Below are 23,954 nucleotides of genomic sequence, written 5' to 3'. Positions count from 1 at the left end.
CGCTCCTCATGTTGAGCGGTCAGCTGCACCACCTTGCGCGCACAATCCGGCGGCAAGTACAGATTAATACCGGGATTGCGTGCGTTCCCGGCACTGAGGTCACTGCGGGTGGGGTCGATGATCGCAGCGACCGTATCGAACAGGCCGATAAAGTTGATGCAGGCATGCTCAGACCAGTCAAAGTCGGTTGTGAAGGCAGGCGAGCTCTGATTCAGTGTTGACGATAATAAGCCGCCGTCGGGTTTTAGCAGCTCATTGACAAAATGCCGAGCCGCCGCCGCACCACGGCTGAAACCGAAGATATCGAATTCCACGCGCTCAATAACAAGATGGGGATTGTTGGAAAACAGTAAGCGTAGTTGCTCAGTGATCAGGTCAGGACTCTGTGCCACACGTGCAATAACACCAGTATCACCCTGTCCAGTCGCCATGCCTCGGAGTGAATCAGGCCCGCCGCTGCGAGTACCGATGCCATCTAGGTAAACCTTTAAATGGCCCAGCTTGGCATTCGCTGGGAGTTGTTCATAAGCCTGGTCCTCATAAAGATCAAACAACAGCGCCACATTCGTCATGGCATTGCCATAACTGCTACCCGGCATCTGATCAAACAACCCGTCGCCGTTGGTGTCACGGTATTGTCGGGACTCGCAGATCTGGGCAACGGCTTGCAGGGTGACGGGGTCAAAATCATTTAGATCCTGACGCCGGCATTGTTCCGTCAGGGCGGCGTTGGCCAGATTGTTGCCAGTGCCGTCGAAAAACAGGCCCAGGCGCAGGGTGATGCGCTGCTCGAGTGGCAGCTCGGTCTCTTCTTCCTCTTCTTCATACTCAAGTGTCTCCGGCAGCTCGGCGTGTTGATGGTTCTGGCGCAGATGCTGCGTCGGCCCCCGGTCGGTGCCAGGGCCTGGCTGGCGTTCAGCAACTCTGAGCTGAGCGGCTCTCCAGTGGCAAAGGTCACCGCCCCACCGATAAGTATATCCCCCGAACCACCGATCACGACGTCGCCATGGGAGCCGGTACTGCCGGTGACCACGGCGGGGCGACCGTTGATCAAGACATTGGGTATCACCTGGCCTGTAATGACACTGCCACAAGCGGTTTTGTCGCCGAGGCGGGCCGCGGGCATGCCGTTGAACAGTACATCTGGTGAGCCGCTGATAATGGCGTTGCTGCCGTGGCCTTTCTGCGGGCATTGGGTGGCGTCGCCCAGACGCGCTGCGGGTTTTCCTGACATGGCCTTGTTCCCTGGCGGTGTTGAATATGTATTGCTGTCCGTGCCAGGGATGCTAGTGCGTCAAGCGGCCAGCAACAAGAACGGTTGCCCCGGAATGTGAACCGGTCGGCATGCCTTATACGTCGAAGCTGATGACACGCTCTTCCACTAACCAAACTATAAAATCCGATCAGGCACCCTTTTGGCGCACTACTGCATCCTGCCCTATACTCTGCCAATCGACCAAAAAAACAAATCAGCGGCATTCAGCACCGCCAGTCGAGGCAGCAGGCGTATGGCACAGGAACGTTTTCTGTACGAGAACATCAGTCAGCAGTTGCGCAATCAAATCGGCGGCGGGAGTTATCGAGCTGGCGAGCGACTGCCATCCGTGCGTCGCCTGAGCCGGGTTTTCGGTGTCAGTATCAATACTGTGGTGCAGTGCTTCCGCCAGCTGGAAATGGATGGGGTGATCGATATCCGGCCGCGCTCCGGGGTTTTTGTCGCGAGCAACCCGCCGCTCAAGCAGCCGCCGAGCACGATGGCACAATTCCTGGCGTTACCTGTAGAAGTCTCCCTGAGTGAAGATGTCCTCCATTATATGGAACCGCATGTGGAGGAGCATCTAGTGCACCTGGGGATTGCCCTGCCGGCACGCGAAATCATGCCGATTGACCGCATACTGCGTACCCTGCGCGAGGTCACTCGTACGCACGCCCTACAAGCCTGGGATTACATGCATCCGCATGGCCACGATCGTTTCACCCACCAGTTGGCCCGACGCAGTCTCAACTACCCGGTCCCGATCAACCAGGAAGACCTGATCATCACCAACGGCTGTATGGAGGCATTGGAGCTGGCCCTGCGCACCGTGACCCGCCGCGGCGACACGGTAGCGGTGGAAACGCCCACCTATTATGGCGCGCTGGTAGCCCTGGAGGTCATGCAACGCAAGGCATTGGAGATCCCCACGCATCATCGCGACGGCATGTGCCTTTACTCGCTGGAGCAGGCGTTCAAACACGGCCAGGTAAGCGCTTGCATGGTGTCATGCAACGCGCAGAATCCGCTGGGTTTTACCATGTCGGCCGAGCGCAAACAGCAGCTGGTGGCATTGGCTACCCGCTACTCGGTACCGCTGATTGAAAACGATATATGGGGTGATACCGTGTATGCCGGAGACGCGCCGCCCGCTAAAGCCTACGATAAAGCCGGCATGGTGATTTACTGCAATTCCTTTTCAAAGTCACTGATGCCGGGCATGCGCCTTGGCTGGGTGGCGCCAGGGCGCTTTCATCACCGCCTTCGCGAACTGAAACAGATCAGCAGCATCACTACCGCATCGGCACCCCAGTTGCTTATGAGCCGGCTGATGGAAAGCGGCTTTTACGCGCAGCACGTTCAGCAATTGCGCCATCAATTGGCAGCGCAAACCCAGGAAACCGCCGCAGCCGTGCTGGATGCCTTCCCTCCCGGCACGCGCATCGATATCCCCACCGGCGGTTGCGTGCTCTGGGTCGGCCTGCCACACCGGCTGGATTCCAGAATATTATTCGACCAGGCGCTGGCTAAAGGCATTCATATTTTCCCTGGCACGGTGTTTTCCGTTGGGCCCCGGCATTTCAACTATATGCGCCTGAACGCCGGCACCCCAATCAACAGCAAACTGCGCCAGGCCATTGGCCAACTGGGCGAGCTGGCGCGGGGCATTTGAAGGCCCAACAGCGTCTCCCGCTCATGGCTGTCGGGCGATGCCAGTGTAGTCATCGCTGTAGCAGGGGCTATCACCACACACGTCGTTCACTGCGCCACCCGTTTTCATAAACTCCGATTTCTGCAAACGCGCTGCCACCGTATTACGCGGTGATTCGTGCGGGTCACGACCTACTGACACATCAGGACCCGTGTTGTTGGTCGGGGGAAAAGGGTTACCCCGGTTTCCGTCCGCATTCACCGCACCTGAATCCCAAATCATCAGCGCGTGACCGTCATACGGGTACTGCTCGATCAGAGGGATAGCGTAGTAAGGATTACTGTCCGGGTGCTCACCCAGACGCACGCTTGGCTCATGAATCGCCGCGCCAATAGTGCGGGCCATGATCTCGGCGCTCCACTGCGTCACCTGATAATCCCCCAGGGCAACGTGAAGAAGTAACCGCTTGTTCGTCGGCGTATTGGGCAGGTAGTCTCCGGCCAAGTGGCTGAGATAACCGTTATTCTCCGCCCTGTCCCACAACATTTGCATGAGCGCGAAGATCAGCGAGCGATCCAACCCGTCTTCGTACGCTTGATACAGAACCGTCCCAAACCGCTGATTGAAAGGGCCGTAACGGCGCAGCAACAGACTGTAATTGCTGCCGGGCACGCCGAGAACGCCACGATGGATGTTGGGGGCGGTGGCTACCAGCGCACCGCCGAGAATTCCACCCTGGCTATTACCGTCATAAAACACCTCGGAAGGATCGTATACCAAGGTCTCTGCGGGGCCGTGCCTGAACGCCGGGTGCGACTGGAATCCCTGCGGATGGGTTAACAGCTCAGCCAGAAACATGGCGTTCAATACGCCCTGCTGACTGCGGTCCAACTGCTGAGGCAGCAAGCTGATGTTGGCCAATATCCGATGAATAACGCCGGCAATAAAATCCTCGGTTGCCATACCAACCCAATCAGTGGCGCAAAACATGACGTTATGCTCGGTCTGCATATCCCGCACATTACCTGAGCGGAACTCGCCTCCCGGCCCTTCGCCAAACAATCCATGCCCATAGAGCGCCGCACGGGCAGCTGTAACCGGACTGGCAGCATCTTCAAAATCTGCCACGGCAGTCACCGGAATCTGGCAACGATAGCGCGCCGTGAAAAAATCAGTCCCGTTAAATACCTCCGGCAACGCATCTGGATCATCGTTTGCGTAGTTAAAGGCCGAGCCGGGCGGGCCACCCTCGGCATTTAAATAATTGGGTACCTGGATAGTCCCAGTGATACCACGACTCAAACCCGCGCGAGCAGAGCCATCAATCAATAGCCCCGCTTGGTCCACGGTAAAGACGGGAGCGCTATTACCCAGCCGCGCAAAGGCATCATCTCGTATGCTCAGCAGCCGTTCAGTAATGGACGCCTGACTGGCAATGGTAAAATCCCAGGCCAGGTTGAGACCCTCTCGCTCCACACCATGCGCCTGTAAATGGTCAAAGATGTCCGCCATGGCGCTGCGGCGCGCTTCGTAAACATCTACGCCCGTATCGATCCCATCACGATAGGCGCGAAACAATTCGTTCGTTTCCAACAGCTCACCATCGGCGCTCCGCGCATTGCGGATCGCAGCGATGTAACGATGCCCCTCCTTGAAGTTGACCGCAGGCCGAATAATCAACGCCTGTCTCTCGGCAGACGGTGCGTTGGCATCCAACTCGGCCCAGATCAACTGCCGCTCACCGGTGCCCGCATCGATCACTAGAATGGGCGCATCCGCCGCCAGCGACGCTTCTATATCAGTGATGGATACCGCGCCTGTCTGCTGCAAATCAATACCTGGCAGATGCGCCAGTAACATTGATCCAGGCGAGAACCCATCGTTACGGTTCCACTCGTCAGGATCGACCGGCGCGGCCACGGTGGTGGTCACACCCTGTGGCGCCAGCTGGCTCGCAGCAATCGATACCGGTTGCGCAACCGGCATACCCGCCATATCGAAATCCACCCGCAAGCCCGTCTGCGTAGCGGCGTCCTGGCGAGTGAAGAAGTTGCTCGGGAAGGGATAGAGACAGTGGCCATGTACCGTATGGTCACAATAGCCGGCACTTGCCTCGTCGAATCCCGACAGATCAACAGTCGCTGGCAGCGCCGGCGTACTTGAGCTGGAGCCGGAACTCAGGCAGCCCTGCAGCAGCATGGAACTGCAGGCAAGCACAACCAGGATCAACGTGGGTTGCATGGCTATCTCCTTTTTTTGTTGTTGGTATGCACTCCCAGACTAAAACCTCCCATCCCTGCAAAACAGATACAGATATTACGAAACGGCTGACACAGATACTGCTACCCAAGCGGCCCAGCCCCTGAAATCTGTGACAGTGCTTTAACGGAATCTGTACCTGTTTTATCCCTCAATTAGGGCCTTAGCATAATGTTGCCCGACAACCACAACAAAAAGGCCATAAGAGGGATCTAGCATGTCCACACTTCAGCGTTACTCAACACCTTTTGCAGCAAGCCTTCTCACCCTTGCCTTAACCGGCTGCCTCAGCTCTGGCGGCTCAAGCTCCAGTTCAGATTCCGGCGGTTCACCACCCGATTTCACGCTCAGCGTGCTGTCCAGCGCACCCGATCAGGTCAGCGGCGGCGATGTGCTGCTCTCGGTGGAAGGTGACATGGGCCAGATCGATAGCGAATTGGATCAACTAGAGCTATGGCTCAATGATCAGGAGGTCGACCCTGCGCGCATAACCCGTCGCAACGGCCGTTTGGAAATTTTGCTTGAGGGGCTCGAACTCGGCGAGAACGAACTCGAGCTGCACCACGCCGCCCACGGCCCGCTGCATAGCATGACCCTGACCAACCATCCGATAACCGGCCCAATCTTCTCAGGGCCGCAGCAGTACCCCTTTGTTTGTACTGTCAGTACCGAACTGAACAAACAGCCACTGGTAGACACTGACGAGGGCATGGGCTTCCCGGTTTATGATGCCAGCAATACGCAGATAGGCCTGAGCAAGGACTGCTCGATTGAGTCCTACGTAGAGTTTTTCTACCGCGCCACCGACAACAGCTACAAGCCACTGCCAAGCGACCGCACACGCCCGGCAGACCTGACGACTACCACATTGACAGATGGACGCGTGGTGGACTTTATCGTGCGTCGCGAAGTAGGCACCATCAACCGCTTTATTTACAGCTTTGCCACATTAGCCAGCCTGAATGATGCGGCCGAAGCGGCCTCAACCGAACTATGGAATGGACGAGCCATGTTCCACTTCCTCGGCGGTGTGGCCATCGGGCATACGCAGGGGCGCATGGACAACCGGTCCATGTCGCCAGAGGTGCTAGGCAAGGGCTATGCGGTGCTCTTCTCCACCGGCACCCGCACCAGCTCGCATTACAACCTGCAAGTTGGTGGCGAAACCGCGTTGATGGTCAAGGAGCACTTCGTCAAACGCTTTGGCGTCCCGGATTATACCGTCGCCATCGGCGGCTCCGGAGGCGGCATCCAGCAGTATGTCTATGCGCAGAACCATCCAGGCCTGCTGGACGGCGGCGTACCTCAGTACTCCTATCCCGATATGGTGACCCAAACCATCCATATCGGTGATTGCGAGCTGCTGGAGCACTATATGGATGTCACAGACAAGGACAACGCCCTCTGGACAACCACCGCGAACCGTAGCTGGTTGGTGGGGCTAAACTCAACTGATGACTACCCAGACCCGTTCGCCCCCTACAAGCCCATGTTCGGCTATAGCACTGCCCCCGGCATGACCGAATGCATACCCGCCTGGCGCGGCCTGACCCCACTGGTCATGAATCCGCTTTACGGCGAGGCACGCAACCAAGCGCAGATGCAGCCGCCGGGCATTATGGATTCAGTGCAATGGACGCATTATGACGATCTGCGCAATATCTATGGCCTGGATGATGAAGGCCAGCCGCGCACACTGTTCGACAACGTAGGGGTTCAATATGGTCTTCAAGCCCTCAACGACGGTCATATTACCCCGGCCGAGTTTCTCAAGCTTAACTCGCAGATCGGCGGCTGGAAGCAACCCAAAGATATGATCCAGGAAGGCTTCCCATTCATAGGCACCGAAAGCGATGTCTTAGCTGATCCAAGCAGGTTCGACCCCTGGAGTAGACGCAATATGCGTTTGAGTCCAGACGGCACAGCCCCCGCCCCGCGAACCCAGGGTGACTTGCTAGCGATCAATGCGGCCTACAGTTCAGGCATGGTATTTGACGGAGAGCTGACTATTCCGATGATCGATTGGCGGCACTATTTGGAAGAAGTACTGGATATGCACAACAGTCACCAATCGTTCTCCGGACGTCAGCGTATACGCAACCAGATGGGTCATTCGGATAACCAGGTGATCTGGTTTACCGACGCACGCCCCACTAATGTCAGCGACCCCACTCGCCCGCGCCCCCAAAACGACTTTGACCAGACCTGGCAAGCCCTGGACGTGCTGCACGACTGGATAACCAATATTCAGGAAAACCCTGGGCAAAGTGTTGCGGAGAATAAGCCCGACGCCGCAGTGGATAGCTGCTTCGAGACCAATGGCGAGCTGATCGCCGCGGGTGACAACGTATGGGACGGCATTCTTGACAACAACGTACAAGGTGCCTGCACCCAACTGTTCCCCACCTATACAACCTCAAGAATGGTCGCGGGCGGACCGATTGAAGGGAGTATTTTCAAATGTTCGCTAAAGCCAGTGAACACGGCCGTTAGTGACGGCACTTACGGTACCTGGATGCCGACCAGTGATCAGATCGAAGAACTACAGGCGATCTTTCCACAGGGAGTCTGTGATTACAGCCAGGCGGATCAGGGCCGGCCGCAGGGTTGATAAAGAAGAAGCTGTAGCGCTGCTGAAGCGCTACAGCTTCCAACTCATTGGGCTAATAACCTGCTATCAATATTAGAGTTATCTTCGACTTTTTTGCACCTCTGTAGGCTTCACCCTATGCTCCCGCAAGAGTCGCCTGTCTTGACCACGCCTGCCAACATCAAGCAAATCGACCATCCGTCCTGGAATTACCACATCCCATCCAACACCTGCTGACTTGTCACAGAAGCTAATTTACATTCTGCCATGAATCAATATGGAGTGAACCATGCGTACCGGACATGCTAGCGGCTTTACTTTGATCGAATTGATGGTGGTGGTGGCATTACTGTCAATCGTTGCCTTTCTGGCGATCCCTAACCTCTTTGGCCTGGTGCGCGACAATCAAGTACAGGCCCAAGCCGAGGAAATGAATGCCATGCTGCAGTATGCGCGCAGCGAATCGGTCATTCGCCGTCGCCCGGTTAATGTCAACATCGACACCGCTACCGGCGAAGTCGATGTAACAAGTGCTGGTGTAATCCTCCGCGCCAGCACTTTCGACGCTACTGGCGTCGACTTTACCTCTAGCCATCCACAGCTTATTTATCGCGCAAACGGCACCTCTACCATCGGCGATTTTCGCGCTTCATTCTGTCGCGATGGTATTTCCGAGAAAGCCTATGTCATATCTGTCATTAACAGTGGCCGCTCTACCTTGCATCCGCAGGGCCTTAGCGAAGACGGCACCGCCTTGGGGGGTTGTTAATCATGCTGAAACCAGTTAATTCAGCACCCAAGGGCTTCAGTCTGCTGGAAGTACTTATCACCATCCTGCTGATCGCCGTCGGGGTGCTTGGCATGGTCGCCATGCAGGGACGTAGTATCCAGTATACCAACGACTCACTGCATCGGACCCAGGCTGCCATCCTGGCTAACGAGATGATCGAGATTGTCCGTGCAAGCCCTACCACTGCCACCACCGGCGACGCTTTTTACTTCAGCGCCGAGCTACCCAGCAGTACCGGCGATTGCCGCGAGATCGGCGCCGCATCTCTGATGGATGACCAGATTGCCTGCTGGGGCGACAAGGTCCGCCGTCTGTTACCCGATGCTGGCTCCGATGCAGTCAGCGGTCAGTTCTATGTTTGCCGTACTGCCGTGGCCGGGACTTGCGGTGCTGGTGCGGCGGTCGAAGTGCAGGTCGCCTGGCGCGCGGCGGGTGAGCAATGCTTGATTGATGGTGACGCTGACGCTGACATCTGCACCTATCGCGTAAGGACTCAGATATGACCCAGATTCTTCGCAGAACCCAGCGGGGCCTCTCCATCATCGAACTGATGATCGCGCTCGCCATCAGTAGCTTGTTAATTCTTGGAGTTACTCAGATATACATAGACAACAAGAGCAATTTTTTCTTCCAGCAAGGTCAGTCCGACAATACCGAAAACGCCCGTTATACATTACTGATACTTGAAGAAGAGCTACGCCGGGTGGGTTACCAGATTCGTCCCGATGACGACCCTACATACGCTTTTCGGATTGAAGCTGTGGGCAACTGCAGCTTTGTTGCCGGCGAAACAATTAATTACGACGCCACCAACCGTCGGCTCTGCTTGCGATATCAACCTCATGTTCCCGGACTAACCGCTTGCGACGGGATAGCGCAACCAGGCCCGCCAGAGCCCTACGAGCTTCCGGCCACTCCGAGCAACTTAATTGTCGACCTGACGTTCACCGGCAACAGCCTGCTATGCAATGACCAGCCCGTATTCGACAACGTGGTCGACCTGCAACTTGAGTTCGGCGTGAGCAACAATGACAGCCGCCAGGCTGACGCCTATACAAGCACCCCCGGTGTCAATCAAAGCATCCAGTCGGTCCGCTATGCGGCCTTGGTTAAAAGCCGTTACGACAACATTGCCAGCGACAATCAAAGTCCAGCTTATGAATACTGGCAAGAAACCTACAATGACAATGAGGGCGCCGACGCTCCGGACCGCGCCTTGTATCTGGTCACGGAAAGCACTATTAACCTCAGGAACCTCACCCGATGAAAATGCATGCCTACCGCTCACACCAAAAGCAACGCGGCGCCGTGCTGGTTATCTCTCTGGTGTTTCTGCTGATTCTGACCACTCTGGCAGTGACGAATATGCGCGAGGTCGCGCTAGAGTCTCGGACCACCGGCAACCTGGTCAACCAGAAGGGTTGTTTCAACGCATCGGAGGCGGGTTTGCGCGATGGAGAGTACCGGATTTCCGGTAAACTGACCGATGACACCCCTGGCAACTATCCTTCAATACCAGTGGCCTCATACGGGGGTAATCTGGTACTTGCGCCACCGAACGCCAGCGAATCCTGCCCTGCAGATCTGCCTGCCGACCAGCCCTGCGTTCTCGATCAGGAACCGACATTCGAACAGGCGTTTGCTGCTGGCGAGCCAGGCTTTGCAGGCGTTAAAGAATACTCGCCAGATGCTTCGACTGTGTTCGCGCAAAGCATCCTTTGGTACGCCGTGCCCTTTATCGGCGGTGCCTCCCTGGGCGAATCGGAAAATCCAGAATACGGTAACTTCCAGGCTGGCATTGGTCCATCACGGCACGAAATAAATGCCACCTCTTCAGATGACGGCTGCCGTGTGGATCTGCGCTCAACGACTCTACGTGTCTACCTTTAATGCCAGGACAACAGATTATGAACTCATATAAAAGCCTGACCAAAGCGGCCTTGAGCTGCCTGGCATTTAGCCTCTATCTACACGGCGGAGTGGCCCACGCCGCTGCCCTGGACGTCAGCCAGCAGCCTTTGATGTTGGTGGACTCGGTAGCGCCCAACTTGATCTTCACCATTGATGACTCAGGCAGCATGAAGCGCTCACACGTGCCGGACAGCATTGCTGCCGATGCCACTATGCGGACCAAAAGAGTTAAATCCGCAACTTTCAACCCAGCCTACTACGATCCCAATACCAGCTACATCATTCCCAAGGGCGTCGCAGTGAACGGTTCTGATATCATTTACGGCACCAGCTTTTCCAATGCATATCATATGGGCTTCAAAACCGGCTTGGGCAGTGCCAACCTGGCAACCAATTACCGTGTGACGTGGTATTGCACAAGGGATCAGGTGGGTAACTGCGCTTACGGCACAAACGGCTTCAGTAACATCAAAGAATTGGCTGAGAATCCAGCGGAAGATTTCGACGTCAGCGCCAATCTGATCAATGGCGCATCCACAACTATCACCACCCCCGGCGGCATGGTCTACACGATTGAACGAACAGCCAATGCAACATGCAGGGTTACCGGCGCAGGCTACGTCAACAGCGCCGCGCATTGTACGCAAAACAGTGGAGGTGGATCGCGTACCGCAAGTGTTAATTTACGCCAGCAACCAGTCGCAGCCTATTATTATGTGTTTGATGCCACACGGGCAGGCTGTAGCATAACCTCCATCGGAAATGACGACTGCTACAGAGTGCAGTTAGTGGACACTGCCGAACAGCAGAACTTTGCCACTTGGTATTCGTTCTATCGCGACCGCGCCCTGGCTACCCAGAGCGCTGCCCACCTGGCCTTCTACGATCTACCATCCGCCGTACGCTTTACCTGGCAGGCCCTGAACAACTGTACCAGCTTCAATAACGGTACCAACTGTAATGACAACCGCTTTCGCATTTTTGGCGACCGGCAGAAATCCAACTTTCTCAGTTGGTTAACTGACGTTTCCTTCTCAGGCGGTACGCCACTACGAGCGAGCCTCGATCGGGCCGGAAAATTCCTGGAAACCAATACTGCGTGGGCTAACGAACCCAACCCTTTCAATCCCAGCGGTACCACTGGTAGTACAATTTCAAACCCTCAATACGCCTGCCGCCCAAGCTTCCATATCATGATGACCGACGGCATATGGAACGGGGCAAATGGCTCACCTAATTCGACCCTGCGAGCCGACCATAGCAACTTCAACCTCCCAGACGGTCAGAGCTATTCAAATAGCCGACGCCCCTATGCAGATGCGACGACCAATACACTTGCTGACCTGGCCATGCATTACTGGGCAACGGACTTGAATACAGGCCTTGACAATGAAGTGAAGCCTTATACACGTTTCACCAATACCAATGCAGCAACTCAATACTGGGATGCGCGAAACAATCCTGCTACCTGGCAGAACATGACCAACTACATGGTAGGCCTGGGGCTCGGGTCTTCATTGAATAATTCGTCCGTACCCTGGGAAAAGGACACTTTCCAGGGCGGTTATGCCAACATCCTCAATGGCACCGCCAATTGGCCTGCTGCTGGTGATAGCAACGCCAATAACGTCTATGACCTGTGGCATGCTGCGGTCAATTCACGCGGCGAGTTCTTCAGTGCCGACAGCCCTGAGGAGCTCGTCACTGCTTTCAACGACATTATTAATCGCATTGCTGAGCGCAACTCGACCGCAGGTCGGCCAGGCGTGTCCTCATCGGTCAGCCTGAACACTAGCGATCCGAGTGACATCAGTATCGTCAACCGTATCTTCGAGTCTTCTTATGACAGCACCGCCGGCTGGACTGGTGACTTGGTGCGCAAGGATGTCAGGCGTCTATCTAATGGTCTAGTCACCATTGACGAAGAATGGTCAGCATCAGAACGCATTACGGCCCAGGGCACTGGCCGAAACATTTATATGGGTGGCGATAGCGCTATCAGGCCTTTCAACTGGACCAACCTTAGCCCAGAGCAACAGGCCCTGTTCAACCTCAATCCTGACGGCCTGAGCGGAACTCCCGACGCCCGAGGCGGCGCTCGCGTTAACTATATAAGAGGCCACCGCGCAGGCGAAGGTACCGGTACCACTGACTTTCGCGCTCGTACCTCGGTATTCGGCGACATCATCAATTCCGCGCCAGCTGTGGTAGGTACAGCCGGTAATGTGCCCTACCTCATGGACCGTATTGACGGAGCCCGCGGCGAATATCTTGCATATCTTCGCCGGACTGCCGATCGCCCCGAGCTGGTGTATGTTGGCGCCAACGATGGCATGCTGCATGCCATCCATACCGCTGACGGTGACGGTTACCTGGGTGGTGAGGAAGCCTTTGCCTTTATTCCCGACGCAGTGATAACCAACCTGCCAAGCCTGACCGGCCAAAGCTATCAGGGCGGCGAACACCGTTTCTTCGTCGATGGCAGCCCCATTGTTCGGGACGTCTATATCGGTGGCGAGTGGCGTACCGTGCTGGTAGGCACCCTGCGCGCCGGTGGCAAGTCTATCTTTGCACTGGACATTACCGACCCTGGGTCAGACGGTTCAGGGGTGGAATTGCTCTGGGAAATAAGTAATGAGAGCGACGATTACAGCGACCTCGGTTATACCTTCGCCCGCCCTGAAATTGTTCGTCTGCACAGTGGCCAATGGGCCGTACTGCTGGGCAACGGCTATGACAGCACCAACCCCGACACTGGCGTCAACGATGTCGCGGCGCTGTTTGTCATCGACATCAGTAACGGCGAGAAACTCACCCAGCTTACCGTCGACGACGGTTCTGACCTGCCCAACGGCCTGTCCAGCGTACGCGGCGCCGACAACAACAGTGACGGCATTGTCGATTATGCTTATGCTGGTGATCTGCGCGGCAACCTTTGGCGCTTCGATCTGGTGAACACGGGGTCCTCCAGTGGGTCGGACCCCTTTGCCAGGGCAAATCATGAGTCAATTGATCCCAGTTCTTTCAGGGTCGCTTACGGCGGCCAGCCGATGTTCAAGGCGCGCTTCAACAGCGACGCTACCCTGCCGCAGTCCATCACAGCCATACCGTCGCTGGTACGCCATCCGAGCCGTCTCGGCTATCTGGTCATTGTCGGTACCGGCAAGTATTTCGAAACATCAGATGCAGCGCCCGACACCAGCAAGGCCAACAGCATCTACGCGGTATGGGACCGTTACACCCGCGCGCAAAATACCAGTGCAGCACTTGCACTAGCCAACCGTGGAAATATGGAACAACGCACTATCACTAGCCAGGCGAATACCACCTTCACTGGGGACGCAGGGTCCACTACCAGCTTGATACGCGTCATCAGCGATGGTCGGGTGGAATGGTACAACCCCGGCACTACGCCGATCCAGGAGGCAAGTGAAAGCAATGTTCGGCGACGCGGCTGGTTTTTAGACTTGAGAGTCGGCAGCAGTTCACTGGAGGGTGAGATGATGGTAAATGAGATGCTCGCTCGCGGAAATACGCTTCTCTTCGGTACCACAACCCCCAATGAGGATCCTTGTGCGGACGGGCTGACCAGCTTTATCTATGGCATCAATGCACAAACTGGCGCCCGAACTTTGTTGCCGCCTTTCGACTTCAACCGCGATGGCAGAATTGACGCAGGTGACTCGACCTCGGCAGGGATTCCTCCTTCCGGCATCCAAATTGGAGCGCCCGGCGGCGTGGCGTTGACAGGGGATGGACTCATTTACGGCAATGATGACACTCTCGGTTTCTTCGTACCCCCTGCAGAGCAGGGCCGCCAGACCTGGCAGTACCTGCTAGAGGAGACACCTTAATGAGCCTGATCAAACTGAGAGAAAGCAGGGGCTTTACCCTGGTAGAGCTGATGATAGTAGTCGCCATCATCGGCATCCTCGCCGCCGTTGCATACCCCAGCTACCGCGAGTACGTGTTGCGCGGCAATCGTACAGAAGGACAGTCGCTCCTCGTCGAGGCCGCAGCGCGACAGGAGCGTTTCTATGCGCAGAACAACGCCTACCTCACGGATGATGCCAACCGTGGCCGTCTTGGCGTTAATGAGGGTCGCTACGCCGATCTCTATACTCTCGCCATTAGCCAAGTAGCCAATGACGGCGGCTATACTTTGACCGCAACACAGTTATTCAATGATGCTGACTGTGGCAACTTGACGCTAAATGCCAGGGGGGACAGGGGCCGTAGCGGAACTGGTCGAGCGTTGGACGAATGTTGGCGCTAAGCTGTTAATAAACTAAGTCATACTCAAAGTTACGTCGGGTTTACCTAGGGGCATACAGGAAGTAGCCCCTCTATCAACACGTCAAGGAGGATCGAATATGAACTCACGCGGATTTACTCTGATTGAGTTGCTGGTGGCCTTAGTAGTATTGGGCATACTCCTCAGTATCGGCATGCCGGCCTTCGGCAAGATCATCGATCAGCAGCGCATGGATTCTGGCCTGAGCAGCCTCACCGGCAGCCTGAATATGGCCCGGCTGGAAGCAGTAAGACGCAACCGGCCTGTGACCCTGGCTGCGATAGAGGGCGACTGGGGCAACGGCTGGTTGATGTTTCTGGATACCAATCACAACGGCCAATACGACGCAGGCGAACCGCTGCTGCGTGAGATAGCGCCTGACGCGGCAATCCGCATCCACGCCAATACGCCGGTAGCGCGATATGTACGCTTCAATGGCCGCGGTGAAAGCCAGTTGCTTAACGGGGGATTTCAGGCGGGAACCTTTCGCTTCTGTCCGCTCGCCGCTAGCGATGAAGGGCGGCGGGTGACGATCAATCAGGTGGGGCGTTGGCGGGTTGAGCGGGGTGTTATTGAAGCGGAGTATTGTGAGTTTTGATGGTTGGGATGGGCTCCCGCGTTCGCGGGAGTGAGGCGCGAGCGGATAGTGCCGAGCAGCTTAACCGCTGGAAGCGAGCGCGAGTGACGCAGTTAGACTGCGTCACTGCGGCGGTTTCAGGTACGGTATTCGGCGTTGATGCGCACGTACTCGTGGGACAAATCCGTGGTCCAGAGCGTTTCCTGGTAATCACCGCGGGCTAGATCGATGCGGATGGTGATTTCTGCCTGGGCCATGATGCGTGCGCCCTGCTCTTCGGTATAGTCCTCGGCACGGCCGCCGCTGCGGGTGATGCATAGGTCGTCGAGATAAACGTCAATTCGTTCTACGACCAGCTCCGGAACGCCAGCGCGGCCTACGGCGGCGAGTATTCGCCCCCAATTGGGATCGGAGGCAAACAGGGCGGTTTTGATCAGGGGTGAATGCGCTACAGCATAACCTACGTCCAGGCATTCATCGCGATTGCCACCACCATTGACCTGAATGGTGACGAACTTGGTGGCCCCTTCCCCGTCGCGCACGATGGCTTGCGCCAACTCAAGCATGATGGATTTCACCGCAGCCGCGAGCTGCTGGTAATCAGCGCCATTGGCGACGGTAATTTCATCCATAGAGGCCTGACCGGTCGCGACCAGCATGCAGCAGTCGTTAGTGGAGGTGTCGCCGTCGATGGTAATGCGGTTGAATGACAGGTCAGCGGCTTCGCGTAGCAAGGCCTGTAGCACCGGCTGAGCAACTTTCGCGTCGGTGGCGATATAGCCGAGCATGGTAGCCATGTTCGGCCTGATCATGCCCGCCCCTTTGGATATGCCGGTGATGGTCACTGTCTGGCCGGCCAGGGTGATCTGCCTGCTAGCGCCTTTGGGCAGAGTATCGGTGGTCATGATGCCTTCGGCAGCCTGGGCCCAGTGGTCGGCATCCAGGTTGGCCAGAGCGGCTGGCAGCGCAGCTATCACCTTGGCGGCTGGCAGCAGTTCGCCGATGACGCCAGTGCTGAACGGCAGCACTTGTTCAGTTTGTACTTGGGTCAGCTGCGCGAGAGCTTCACAGGTCTGGATAGCGGCCTGCATGCCGGGCTTGCCGGTGCCAGCATTGGCGTTTCCGGTATTGACCAGCAGGTAGCGTGGCGCGTGATGGATGTGTTCGCGGCACAGGGTCACTGGCGCGGCGCAGAAGGCGTTGAGGGTAAACACGCCAGCGATGCTTGCACCTTCGGCCAGCTCCATCACCACGATGTCTTTGCGCCCTGCTCGTTTGATGCCGGCAGAGGCAATACCCAAGCGAAAGCCGGGGACAGGGTGAAGTACAGGCAAGGGGCCAAGACCGACGGGCATGGGGAGATCTCCGCTAACTGGATAAAAGAGTGGCGATTGTAGCAGCACTTTAGCGGGTGGTGCAGAGTGCGATGGCGCGCCGAGCTACCCGAGGCGAACGAATTCTGATTCGCGTATGTGGGTTACCATGAGCCCGCTGGCCGGGATGGAACCCGGCCACTCCCAGAGCGCTTGCGGGCAGTGTTGAGTTTCATCTGAAGCAGGCAGTGGGGCTGATGGCCTGTTGGCCGGGATGGAACCCGGCCACTCCCAAGGGGCGCTCGCGGGCAGTGTTGAGTTTCATCTGAAGCAGGCGGTGGAGCTGATGGTCTGTTGTTGGCCGGGATGGGACCCGGCCACTCCCGGGGCGCTTGCGGGCAGTGTTGAGTTTCATCTGAAGCAGGCGGTGGGGCTGATGGCCTGTTGGCCGGGGTGGTACCCGGCCACTCCCAGGGGGTGCCGGGAGTGTCGAGTTCCATCTCGACACGGCGATTATTCAGGTCAACCCCGCGCTGGTGCGAGGCCCAACCTGGTCGGCGTCAGATCAATCGATCTTGCCGTGGCATTGCTTGTATTTCTTGCCGGAACCGCAAGGGCAAGGATCGTTACGGCCGACCTTGGGGCCGTCACGGGTGACGGGTGCGGCGGTGGCAGTAGCGGTTTGCTCTGCTGGCTCTGGCGTCTCTTCAGCGCCCACGGGCGCTACCTCTTCATGCTTGAACTGCATGCGCTGGGCCATCTCTTGCGCTTGGCGGCGCATCCGCGCTTCCTCTTCCACTGGATCTTCGCGGCGCACTTTCACGTGACTGAGGATACGGATGGTGTCGCGCTTGACCGACTCGAGCATTTCTTCGAACAGGTTGAAGGCTTCACGTTTGTATTCCTGTTTGGGGTTCTTCTGCGCGTAGCCACGCAGGTGAATACCCTGGCGCAGGTGATCCATGGTCGCCAAGTGCTCCTTCCACAAATCATCCAGCACGCGCAGTAGCATCTGCTTCTCGAAGGTACGCAGCGCCTCGGACCCGGTCAGCTCTTCCTTCTCGGCATAGGCCTTGACCAGCTCTTCCAGAATACGCGCACGCAGGCCTTCTTCATGCAGTGTGTCGTCGGCATCCAACCATTCCTGCACTGGCGCCTTGATACCCAGCTCGGCGTTCAGGTGCTGTTCCAGGCCAGGTACATCCCACTGTTCAGGCAGGCTTTGCGGCGGAATGTATTGGCTGATGGCGTCTGCTACGACGTCTTCACGAATCGCCTGAATGGTTTCAGACACATCCTGCGCTGCCAGTACCGCGTTGCGCTGGCCATAGATCACCTTACGCTGTTCGTTGGCAACGTCGTCGTATTCCAGTAGCTGTTTGCGGATATCGAAGTTACGGCCTTCCACTTTGCGCTGGGCTTTCTCGATGGCGTTGGTGACCATGCGGTGCTCAATGGCTTCGCCCTTCTCCATCCCCAGTGCCTTCATGAAGTTTTTCACCCGGTCAGAGGCAAAAATCCGCATGAGGTTATCTTCTAGCGACAGGTAGAAGCGGCTTGAGCCCGGATCACCCTGACGGCCAGCCCGGCCGCGCAGCTGGTTATCGATACGCCGCGACTCGTGACGCTCACAAGCGATGATATGCAAGCCGCCAGATTCCAGCACCTGCTGGTGGCGCTGCTGCCACTCGGCTTTGATCTGCGCAACCTGCTCTTCGGTTGGATTTTCCAGGCTGGCGACTTCCGCCTCCCAGCTACCACCCAGAATAATGTCAGTGCCGCGACCGGCCATGTTGGTGGCAATGGTTACCGCTCCGGGGCGGCCGGCCTGGGCAATAATCTCGGCTTCTTTCTCGTGGTGCTTGGCGTTCAATACCTTGTGCGGAATCTTCTCGGCATCCAGCAACCGGGAAACGGCTTCCGATGATTCAATCGAAGCAGTACCCACCAGGATCGGCCGACCTTCACCCATGCTGTGCTTGATATCAACGGTGATAGCGGCGAATTTTTCCTCGATGGTCAGGTAGACCAGGTCGTTATAGTCCTTGCGCGCCATGGGCTTGTTGGTGGGGATAACCACCACATCCAGGCCATAAATCTGGCGGAACTCGAACGCCTCGGTATCGGCCGTGCCGGTCATGCCGGACAGCTTGTTGTACAGACGGAAATAATTCTGGAAGGTCGTCGAGGCCAACGTCTGGCTTTCGGCCTGAATCTTCAGCCCTTCCTTCGCCTCGATGGCCTGGTGCAAACCCTCGGACAAGCGACGACCCGGCATGGTCCGCCCGGTGTGCTCGTCAACCAGGATGACCTGATTGTTCTGCACGATGTATTCGACGTTGCGATGAAACAGCACGTGGGCACGCAAGCCCGAATGCACATGGTGCAGCAGGTTCAGGTTCTGCGCTGCGTACAGGCTGTCGCCCTCGGGCAACAGACCTTCCTGACTGAGCAAACCCTCAACAAACAGGTGACCTGACTCGTTCAGCTCGACCTGGCGGGTCTTTTCGTCGATATAGTAGTGCCCTTCCACCTCATCCTGACCCTCTTCGGCCAGATAGCCGCGGGTCAGCTGTGGAATCAGCTTGTTGATCGCTTCATAGAGTTGCGAGCTGTCGTTGGACGGGCCGGAGATAATTAGCGGGGTGCGCGCTTCGTCGATCAGGATCGAGTCGACTTCGTCGATAATCGCGAAATTCAACTCACGCTGAAACTTGTCTTCAATACTGAAGGCCATGTTGTCGCGCAGATAATCAAAACCGAATTCGTTGTTGGTGCCGTAGGTAATGTCGCAGCGGTAAGCGTCGCGCTTGTCCTGCGGATCCTGAAATGGCACCACAACGCCCACGCTCAACCCCAGAAATTCATACAGTGGGCGCATCCAGCCGGCATCACGCCGGGCCAGGTAGTCGTTGACCGTAATAACGTGCACACCCTTGCCGGACAAGGCATTCAGATAAGCCGCCAGCGTCGCGACCAGGGTCTTGCCCTCACCGGTTTTCATTTCGGCAATGTGGCCTTCGTGCAAGGTCATGCCGCCGATCATCTGGGCATCAAAGTGACGCATGCCCATGACCCGTTTGCTGGCTTCACGTACCAATGCGAAAGCTTCGGGAAGAATGGCATCCAGGCTTTCGCCCTGTGCAACCCGTTCTTTGTATTCGGCAGTCTTGGCCTTTAGCTGCTCGTCGCTCAGGGCGTTCAGTTTTTCTTCGTGGGAGTTGATCGTTCCAACGATCCGGCCCATGCGTTTCAACTCACGCTCGTTCTTGCTACCAAACAGTTTCTTCAATAAAGGCGCAAACATAGTCGACTTTGATATCCGTTTGAGGGTTGACAGGTCAGGCCGTGGTCAATCGGCCATTACCGCAAAACAAGCATTCTACTCTGAATCAGCTGACACAATAAACCGTGAGGGGTTTTATCATGCGCGCCGAGCTTGATATGGCGACAGAGCCGCGAGGAAAGGAGATCAAGCCAGGGACCAGAAGCCCCGCTTGGCAAGCGCAGGCAGCAACCTGCGCAAGGGACGCGTTATTTGAGCGCGATGTGGCGAGCCGGGTTGACCGCCATGCCTTTATGAAACACCTCAAGGTGCAGATGCGGGCCGGTAGAGCGGCCGGTAGACCCCACCGTAGCAATTTGCTGGCCTTTACTGACCAGATCACCTTTCTTGATATCCAAGGTGTGAGCATGAGCGTAACGGGTTTTATAGCCGTCTCCATGGGAGATTTCGACCATATTGCCATAGGCGCCATTGCGCCCGGCAAAGGTCACCACCCCGGCACCCACGGCAAAAATCGGTGTGCCGCGCGGCGCGGCGAAATCCAGCCCAGTATGCATGGCGATACGACCGGTTAGCGGGTCACTACGACGGCCAAAGCCTGAAGAGATATGCCCTTGATGCACCGGCCTGAAGTCAAGCAAGGCATTGCTGTCGACACTGCGATTGACCATCAGCTTTTCCAACAGTTTCAGCTGTTGGGTACGGCTGTCGATGCGATCGGCGAGCCTGTCCAGCACTGACTGCACGTCAGGACTTTCATGCTTCAAGCTATTATTGAGCAGCTCGGGACCGCCCATGCCAGGGTCGGAGCCAAAATCGAATTCACCGTCAGACATGTCAGCCAGCTCGGTAAGCCGCTCGCCCAGCGCATCAAGCCGCATCAGACGGGTTTGTAGCCGCGCCAGTTGCTGGGTCATGTGCTCCAATTGTGCCTGCGACTCACCGCCGGACTCTTCAGTGTCGATATCCGCCAGCGTTTCCTGCCAGGCGGCTTCGGACTCCACCGAAATAACCGGCTGTGGCGCGCTGGTGAGTACCGACCAGGTCAGTACTGCGGCCATAACCGGCACGGCAACCATGGCAGCACCTGCGGCAAGCAGTACAGGCAGGCTGAGCGTCAACGCCCGGGCCGCGCCATGACGGTCCGTTAGAATAATGATGTTCAAGCAAAAACCCCCAAACTACGATTCCCCAAGCAACCAAACTGGCGGTTCTGATAGGATGACCGCTGGTTAATTACGTCAATCGGCATATGCCATGTCTTTTCATCCTCTGGATGCCCGTCGCCCCGGCGACTTGATTCGCACCCATGCAACCCTCAAGGGGTTGTATGCCAAAGCCCATGCTGTAGAGCGCCTGCAAATACTGCTGGATACGCTGCTGGAGCCGGCTGCCCGAGAACACTGCCATATCGCGGCGTTACGCGAGGGCGTTCTGAAGCTGATCGTGACCGATAGCCACTGGGCTACGCGCATGCGTTACCAGCAAAAACGACTCGTTCGTCAGTTGCAGGCATTTAATGAGTTTGCAACCTTAACTAAAATACACTGCAAGGTACAACCGCCGTTGGTCAAAAAAGCACCACCGGTTCACAAAATGCGAAAATCGGCAGTCGCAGCGCAAAGCCTGAATGACACCGCCGAGCAGATTACCGATCCCGCGCTAAAGGCCGCGCTGACACGACTTGCCAAACATCACGAAGGTCAATAAAGACCATCTAGGGCAAAATTCAGCTAAAAAAAATGGCCACCGAAGTGGCCATTCAAATCGAAACGAAACCGTGTCTCAGGAAACGATGTATCAGACGGCGGCGGCCGGGCGCATAAAGGAGATGGGCGCAGTGCCAGCGTCGTCAAAGGTAACTACTTCCCAGGCTTCCTTATTGGCAAGCAGGGCACGCAACAGCTTGTTGTTCAGGCCGTGGCCAGATTTGTTACCGCGGAACTCACCTACCAGGCTCTTGCCCAGCAGATACAGATCGCCGATGGCATCGAGAATCTTGTGTTTGACGAATTCGTCCTCATAGCGCAGGCCGTCTTCATTCAATACACGGTACTCGTCCACCACAATCGCGTTGTCCACGCTACCGCCCAGGGCCAAATTCTGTGAGCGCAGGTGCTCGATATCACGCATAAACCCGAAAGTCCGTGCCCGGCTGACTTCCTTGACGAAGGAAGTGCTCGAGAAATCCACGCTGGCAGACTGGCTACGACCGCGAAATACCGGATGGTCAAAATCAATGGCAAAGGACACCTTGAACCCTTCAAAGGGTAAAAAGCTGGCCGTCTTGCCGTCTTCTTCCACCGTCACTTCACGCTTGATGCGAATAAACTGTTTAGCCGCATCCTGCTCCTGGATACCAGCGGACTGGATCAGGAATACAAAAGGACCGGCGCTGCCATCCATGATCGGCACTTCAGGCGCACTGAGTTCCACATAGGCGTTGTCGATCCCCAGGCCCGCCATGGCGGACAACAGGTGCTCGACCGTATCCACCTTGGCACCCTGGTTAACCAGGGTGGTCGACATGGTGGTATCACCCACGAACTCGGCTCGTGCCGGGATCTCGACCACAGGGTCCAGATCTACCCGGACGAACACGATGCCCGTACCTACCGGTGCTGGCTTCAGCGTGAGGTAAACCTTCTCACCCGAATGCAAACCAACACCAGTGGCCCGGATGATATTTTTCAGTGTGCGTTGTCTGATCATGCTTGACATGGCTTCCGCTCTAGTTGCGAATTATTTTCAACAAATTGGCATGCATCATAGCAAAGTACGCCTCTGTTGAATACCAATCAGCCCTATCCCGTCAATTGACTGAGCCTATAAAGTTCAGTCAGCCTGACGACGCAGGAAAGCCGGAATATCGAGATAATCCAGGTCTTCTGCAGGCTGATTCAAGCGTGCCGCCGCCGCATTATTGCCCTGCCCGGTATTGCGCATAACCGTTGGGCGATCCAGATCGCGATAGTTCGGCGTAGTGCTTTCTGCTGGCTGCTGACGGCTTGGCGCGGCGTTGGCGGTGGTGTTGTCGATCACCTTGACCGGCTTGTCGGTCTTGGCGCCCAGGCCAGTAGCAACAACGGTCACGCGCAGCTCATCACGTAGTTCAGGATCAATAACGGTACCGACGACCACAGTAGCGGTATCAGACGCGAACTCTTCCACGGTGTTACCCACCTCAGAGAACTCACCCAGGGACAAATCCGGGCCGGCAGTAATGTTGACTAGAATGCCGCGTGCACCCATCAGGTTGACGTCTTCCAGCAGCGGGCTGCGGATAGCCGCTTCAGCCGCTTCACGCGCACGGTTCGGACCACTGGCGTGGCCAGTACCCATCATTGCCATGCCCATTTCGCTCATCACGGTTTTCACGTCGGCAAAGTCGACGTTAATCATACCCGGACGCATGATCAGGTCAGCAATACCCTGAACGGCGCCAAGCAGCACGTCATTGGCTTTGCTGAACGCGGCCAGCAGGCTGGCATCTTTGCCCAGCACAGTCAGCAGCTTTTCGTTGGGGATGGTGATCAGCGAATCGACGTGCTGGCTCAGCTCACGAATACCTTCTTCGGCAATCTGCATACGCTTGCGGCCTTCGAAGGGGAATGGCTTGGTGACCACGGCGACGGTAAGGATGCCCATTTCCCGTGCTACTTCAGCAACGATAGGCGCAGCACCGGTACCTGTGCCGCCACCCATGCCGGCGGTAATGAAGACCATATCGGCGCCGCGCAGGACTTCAGCAATGCGCTCGCGATCTTCCATTGCCGCTTCACGACCGATCAGCGGATTGGCGCCTGCACCAAGGCCTTTGGTGACGTTCGGGCCCAGTTGCAGAACGGTGCGGGCGCTGATGTTTTTCAGTGCCTGTGCATCGGTATTGGCGCAGATGAATTCAACGCCTTCGACGTTATTAATCACCATGTGCTGCAGGGCATTACCGCCACCACCGCCAACACCGACGACCTTGATTACCGCGTTTTGCGGAACGTTATCAATTAATTCAAACATGGCCCATCTCC

17 protein-coding genes and 1 pseudogene are annotated in these 23,954 nt (G+C 56.7%); 10 read left to right on the top strand and 8 right to left on the bottom strand.

The features are described 5' to 3' along the window. Nucleotides 1–563 (bottom strand): annotated as a pseudogene (locus K787_RS25295) (DUF2235 domain-containing protein); the annotation flags it as partial. A gap of 155 nt (nucleotides 564–718) precedes the next feature. Further along, a complete protein-coding gene (locus tag K787_RS25820) occupies nucleotides 719–1,234 on the bottom strand; it encodes a PAAR domain-containing protein (RefSeq protein WP_152486788.1) in 516 nt (171 codons plus the stop codon). Between the two features lie 274 nt (nucleotides 1,235–1,508). Here K787_RS25820 and K787_RS0106020 point away from each other — a divergent pair, with 274 nt between their 5' ends. Continuing rightward, nucleotides 1,509–2,927, top strand: coding sequence for an aminotransferase-like domain-containing protein (locus K787_RS0106020; protein WP_028614659.1), 1,419 nt, complete (start codon nucleotides 1,509–1,511; stop codon nucleotides 2,925–2,927). A 21-nt stretch (nucleotides 2,928–2,948) separates the two neighbouring features. Here the strand turns inward: K787_RS0106020 and K787_RS0106015 are convergent, their stop codons facing one another. After that, on the bottom strand, nucleotides 2,949–5,147 hold the full coding sequence (locus tag K787_RS0106015; protein WP_022961894.1) for a hypothetical protein: 2,199 nt from the start codon (nucleotides 5,145–5,147) through the stop codon (nucleotides 2,949–2,951). A gap of 235 nt (nucleotides 5,148–5,382) precedes the next feature. Here K787_RS0106015 and K787_RS0106010 point away from each other — a divergent pair, with 235 nt between their 5' ends. The 8 genes from K787_RS0106010 to K787_RS0105975 all read left to right on the top strand — a co-directional run bounded on the left by K787_RS0106010 (nucleotide 5,383) and on the right by K787_RS0105975 (nucleotide 15,348). Next, complete coding sequence (locus K787_RS0106010; RefSeq protein ID WP_022961893.1) at nucleotides 5,383–7,776, top strand: DUF6351 family protein; 2,394 nt, start codon at nucleotides 5,383–5,385, stop codon at nucleotides 7,774–7,776. 268 nt (nucleotides 7,777–8,044) lie between these two features. After that, nucleotides 8,045–8,524 carry a GspH/FimT family pseudopilin gene (locus K787_RS22335; protein ID WP_022961892.1) on the top strand — a complete coding sequence of 160 codons (480 nt, stop codon included), beginning with the start codon at nucleotides 8,045–8,047 and terminating at the stop codon, nucleotides 8,522–8,524. 2 nt (nucleotides 8,525–8,526) lie between these two features. Beyond that, entirely contained in the window at nucleotides 8,527–9,048 is a 522-nt protein-coding gene (gene pilV, locus K787_RS0106000) for a type IV pilus modification protein PilV (RefSeq protein ID WP_022961891.1), read from the top strand. Then, a complete protein-coding gene (locus K787_RS0105995; protein WP_022961890.1) occupies nucleotides 9,045–9,812 on the top strand; it encodes a PilW family protein in 768 nt (255 codons plus the stop codon). The genes pilV and K787_RS0105995 overlap by 4 nt, the downstream gene beginning before the upstream one ends. Then, complete coding sequence (locus K787_RS0105990) at nucleotides 9,809–10,435, top strand: pilus assembly PilX family protein (protein WP_022961889.1); 627 nt, start codon at nucleotides 9,809–9,811, stop codon at nucleotides 10,433–10,435. Before K787_RS0105995 ends, K787_RS0105990 begins: the two co-directional genes overlap by 4 nt. A 17-nt stretch (nucleotides 10,436–10,452) precedes the next feature. Beyond that, nucleotides 10,453–14,310, top strand: a complete 3,858-nt coding sequence (locus K787_RS0105985; protein ID WP_022961888.1) for a pilus assembly protein — start codon at nucleotides 10,453–10,455, stop codon at nucleotides 14,308–14,310. After that, on the top strand, nucleotides 14,310–14,732 hold the full coding sequence (locus K787_RS0105980) for a type IV pilin protein (RefSeq protein ID WP_022961887.1): 423 nt from the start codon (nucleotides 14,310–14,312) through the stop codon (nucleotides 14,730–14,732). Before K787_RS0105985 ends, K787_RS0105980 begins: the two co-directional genes overlap by 1 nt. A gap of 97 nt (nucleotides 14,733–14,829) precedes the next feature. Further along, nucleotides 14,830–15,348: a GspH/FimT family pseudopilin gene (locus K787_RS0105975; protein WP_022961886.1), complete on the top strand. Its 519-nt coding sequence runs from the start codon at nucleotides 14,830–14,832 to the stop codon at nucleotides 15,346–15,348. 116 nt (nucleotides 15,349–15,464) lie between these two features. Here K787_RS0105975 and argJ read toward each other — a convergent pair whose 3' ends face one another. The 3 genes from argJ to K787_RS0105960 all read right to left on the bottom strand — a co-directional run bounded on the left by argJ (nucleotide 15,465) and on the right by K787_RS0105960 (nucleotide 21,092). Beyond that, complete coding sequence (gene argJ / locus K787_RS0105970) at nucleotides 15,465–16,682, bottom strand: bifunctional glutamate N-acetyltransferase/amino-acid acetyltransferase ArgJ (RefSeq protein WP_022961885.1); 1,218 nt, start codon at nucleotides 16,680–16,682, stop codon at nucleotides 15,465–15,467. Nucleotides 16,683–17,205: 523 nt separating this feature from the next. Further along, nucleotides 17,206–19,947 carry a preprotein translocase subunit SecA gene (gene secA / locus K787_RS0105965; RefSeq protein ID WP_022961884.1) on the bottom strand — a complete coding sequence of 914 codons (2,742 nt, stop codon included), beginning with the start codon at nucleotides 19,945–19,947 and terminating at the stop codon, nucleotides 17,206–17,208. A gap of 227 nt (nucleotides 19,948–20,174) precedes the next feature. Continuing rightward, nucleotides 20,175–21,092, bottom strand: coding sequence for a M23 family metallopeptidase (locus tag K787_RS0105960; RefSeq protein ID WP_022961883.1), 918 nt, complete (start codon nucleotides 21,090–21,092; stop codon nucleotides 20,175–20,177). Nucleotides 21,093–21,183: 91 nt separating this feature from the next. On the opposite strand from K787_RS0105960, the gene K787_RS0105955 reads away from it, so the two are divergent. Continuing rightward, the gene (locus tag K787_RS0105955) at nucleotides 21,184–21,636 is read left to right on the top strand and encodes a DUF721 domain-containing protein (RefSeq protein ID WP_022961882.1); all 453 of its coding nucleotides are present in this window, start codon (nucleotides 21,184–21,186) and stop codon (nucleotides 21,634–21,636) included. Nucleotides 21,637–21,726: 90 nt separating this feature from the next. On the opposite strand, the gene lpxC is transcribed toward K787_RS0105955, so the two are convergent. Together lpxC and ftsZ are read right to left on the bottom strand one after the other, a co-directional pair. Next, entirely contained in the window at nucleotides 21,727–22,638 is a 912-nt protein-coding gene (gene lpxC, locus K787_RS0105950) for a UDP-3-O-acyl-N-acetylglucosamine deacetylase (protein WP_028614655.1), read from the bottom strand. A 123-nt stretch (nucleotides 22,639–22,761) separates the two neighbouring features. After that, complete coding sequence (ftsZ, locus tag K787_RS0105945) at nucleotides 22,762–23,943, bottom strand: cell division protein FtsZ (RefSeq protein WP_022961880.1); 1,182 nt, start codon at nucleotides 23,941–23,943, stop codon at nucleotides 22,762–22,764. Nucleotides 23,944–23,954 lie beyond the last annotated feature (11 nt).

Source organism: Halopseudomonas pelagia CL-AP6 (assembly GCF_000410875.1).
Classification (GTDB): domain Bacteria; phylum Pseudomonadota; class Gammaproteobacteria; order Pseudomonadales; family Pseudomonadaceae; genus Halopseudomonas; species Halopseudomonas pelagia.
This window is presented reverse-complemented; position numbering and strand designations above follow the sequence as displayed.

Bases quoted from the DNA above. Each gene is read 5' to 3' on its own strand.
- K787_RS0105985 (WP_022961888.1), top strand. From the start codon at position 10,453: ATGAACTCATATAAAAGCCTGACCAAAGCGGCCTTGAGCTGCCTGGCA.
- K787_RS25820 (WP_152486788.1), bottom strand. From the start codon at position 1,234: ATGTCAGGAAAACCCGCAGCGCGTCTGGGCGACGCCACCCAATGCCCG.
- K787_RS22335 (WP_022961892.1), top strand. From the start codon at position 8,045: ATGCGTACCGGACATGCTAGCGGCTTTACTTTGATCGAATTGATGGTG.
- pilV (WP_022961891.1), top strand. From the start codon at position 8,527: ATGCTGAAACCAGTTAATTCAGCACCCAAGGGCTTCAGTCTGCTGGAA.
- K787_RS0105995 (WP_022961890.1), top strand. From the start codon at position 9,045: ATGACCCAGATTCTTCGCAGAACCCAGCGGGGCCTCTCCATCATCGAA.
- K787_RS0105990 (WP_022961889.1), top strand. From the start codon at position 9,809: ATGAAAATGCATGCCTACCGCTCACACCAAAAGCAACGCGGCGCCGTG.
- K787_RS0106020 (WP_028614659.1), top strand. From the start codon at position 1,509: ATGGCACAGGAACGTTTTCTGTACGAGAACATCAGTCAGCAGTTGCGC.
- ftsZ (WP_022961880.1), bottom strand. From the start codon at position 23,943: ATGTTTGAATTAATTGATAACGTTCCGCAAAACGCGGTAATCAAGGTC.
- secA (WP_022961884.1), bottom strand. From the start codon at position 19,947: ATGTTTGCGCCTTTATTGAAGAAACTGTTTGGTAGCAAGAACGAGCGT.
- K787_RS0105955 (WP_022961882.1), top strand. From the start codon at position 21,184: ATGTCTTTTCATCCTCTGGATGCCCGTCGCCCCGGCGACTTGATTCGC.
- K787_RS0105980 (WP_022961887.1), top strand. From the start codon at position 14,310: ATGAGCCTGATCAAACTGAGAGAAAGCAGGGGCTTTACCCTGGTAGAG.
- lpxC (WP_028614655.1), bottom strand. From the start codon at position 22,638: ATGATCAGACAACGCACACTGAAAAATATCATCCGGGCCACTGGTGTT.
- K787_RS0106015 (WP_022961894.1), bottom strand. From the start codon at position 5,147: ATGCAACCCACGTTGATCCTGGTTGTGCTTGCCTGCAGTTCCATGCTG.
- argJ (WP_022961885.1), bottom strand. From the start codon at position 16,682: ATGCCCGTCGGTCTTGGCCCCTTGCCTGTACTTCACCCTGTCCCCGGC.
- K787_RS0106010 (WP_022961893.1), top strand. From the start codon at position 5,383: ATGTCCACACTTCAGCGTTACTCAACACCTTTTGCAGCAAGCCTTCTC.
- K787_RS0105975 (WP_022961886.1), top strand. From the start codon at position 14,830: ATGAACTCACGCGGATTTACTCTGATTGAGTTGCTGGTGGCCTTAGTA.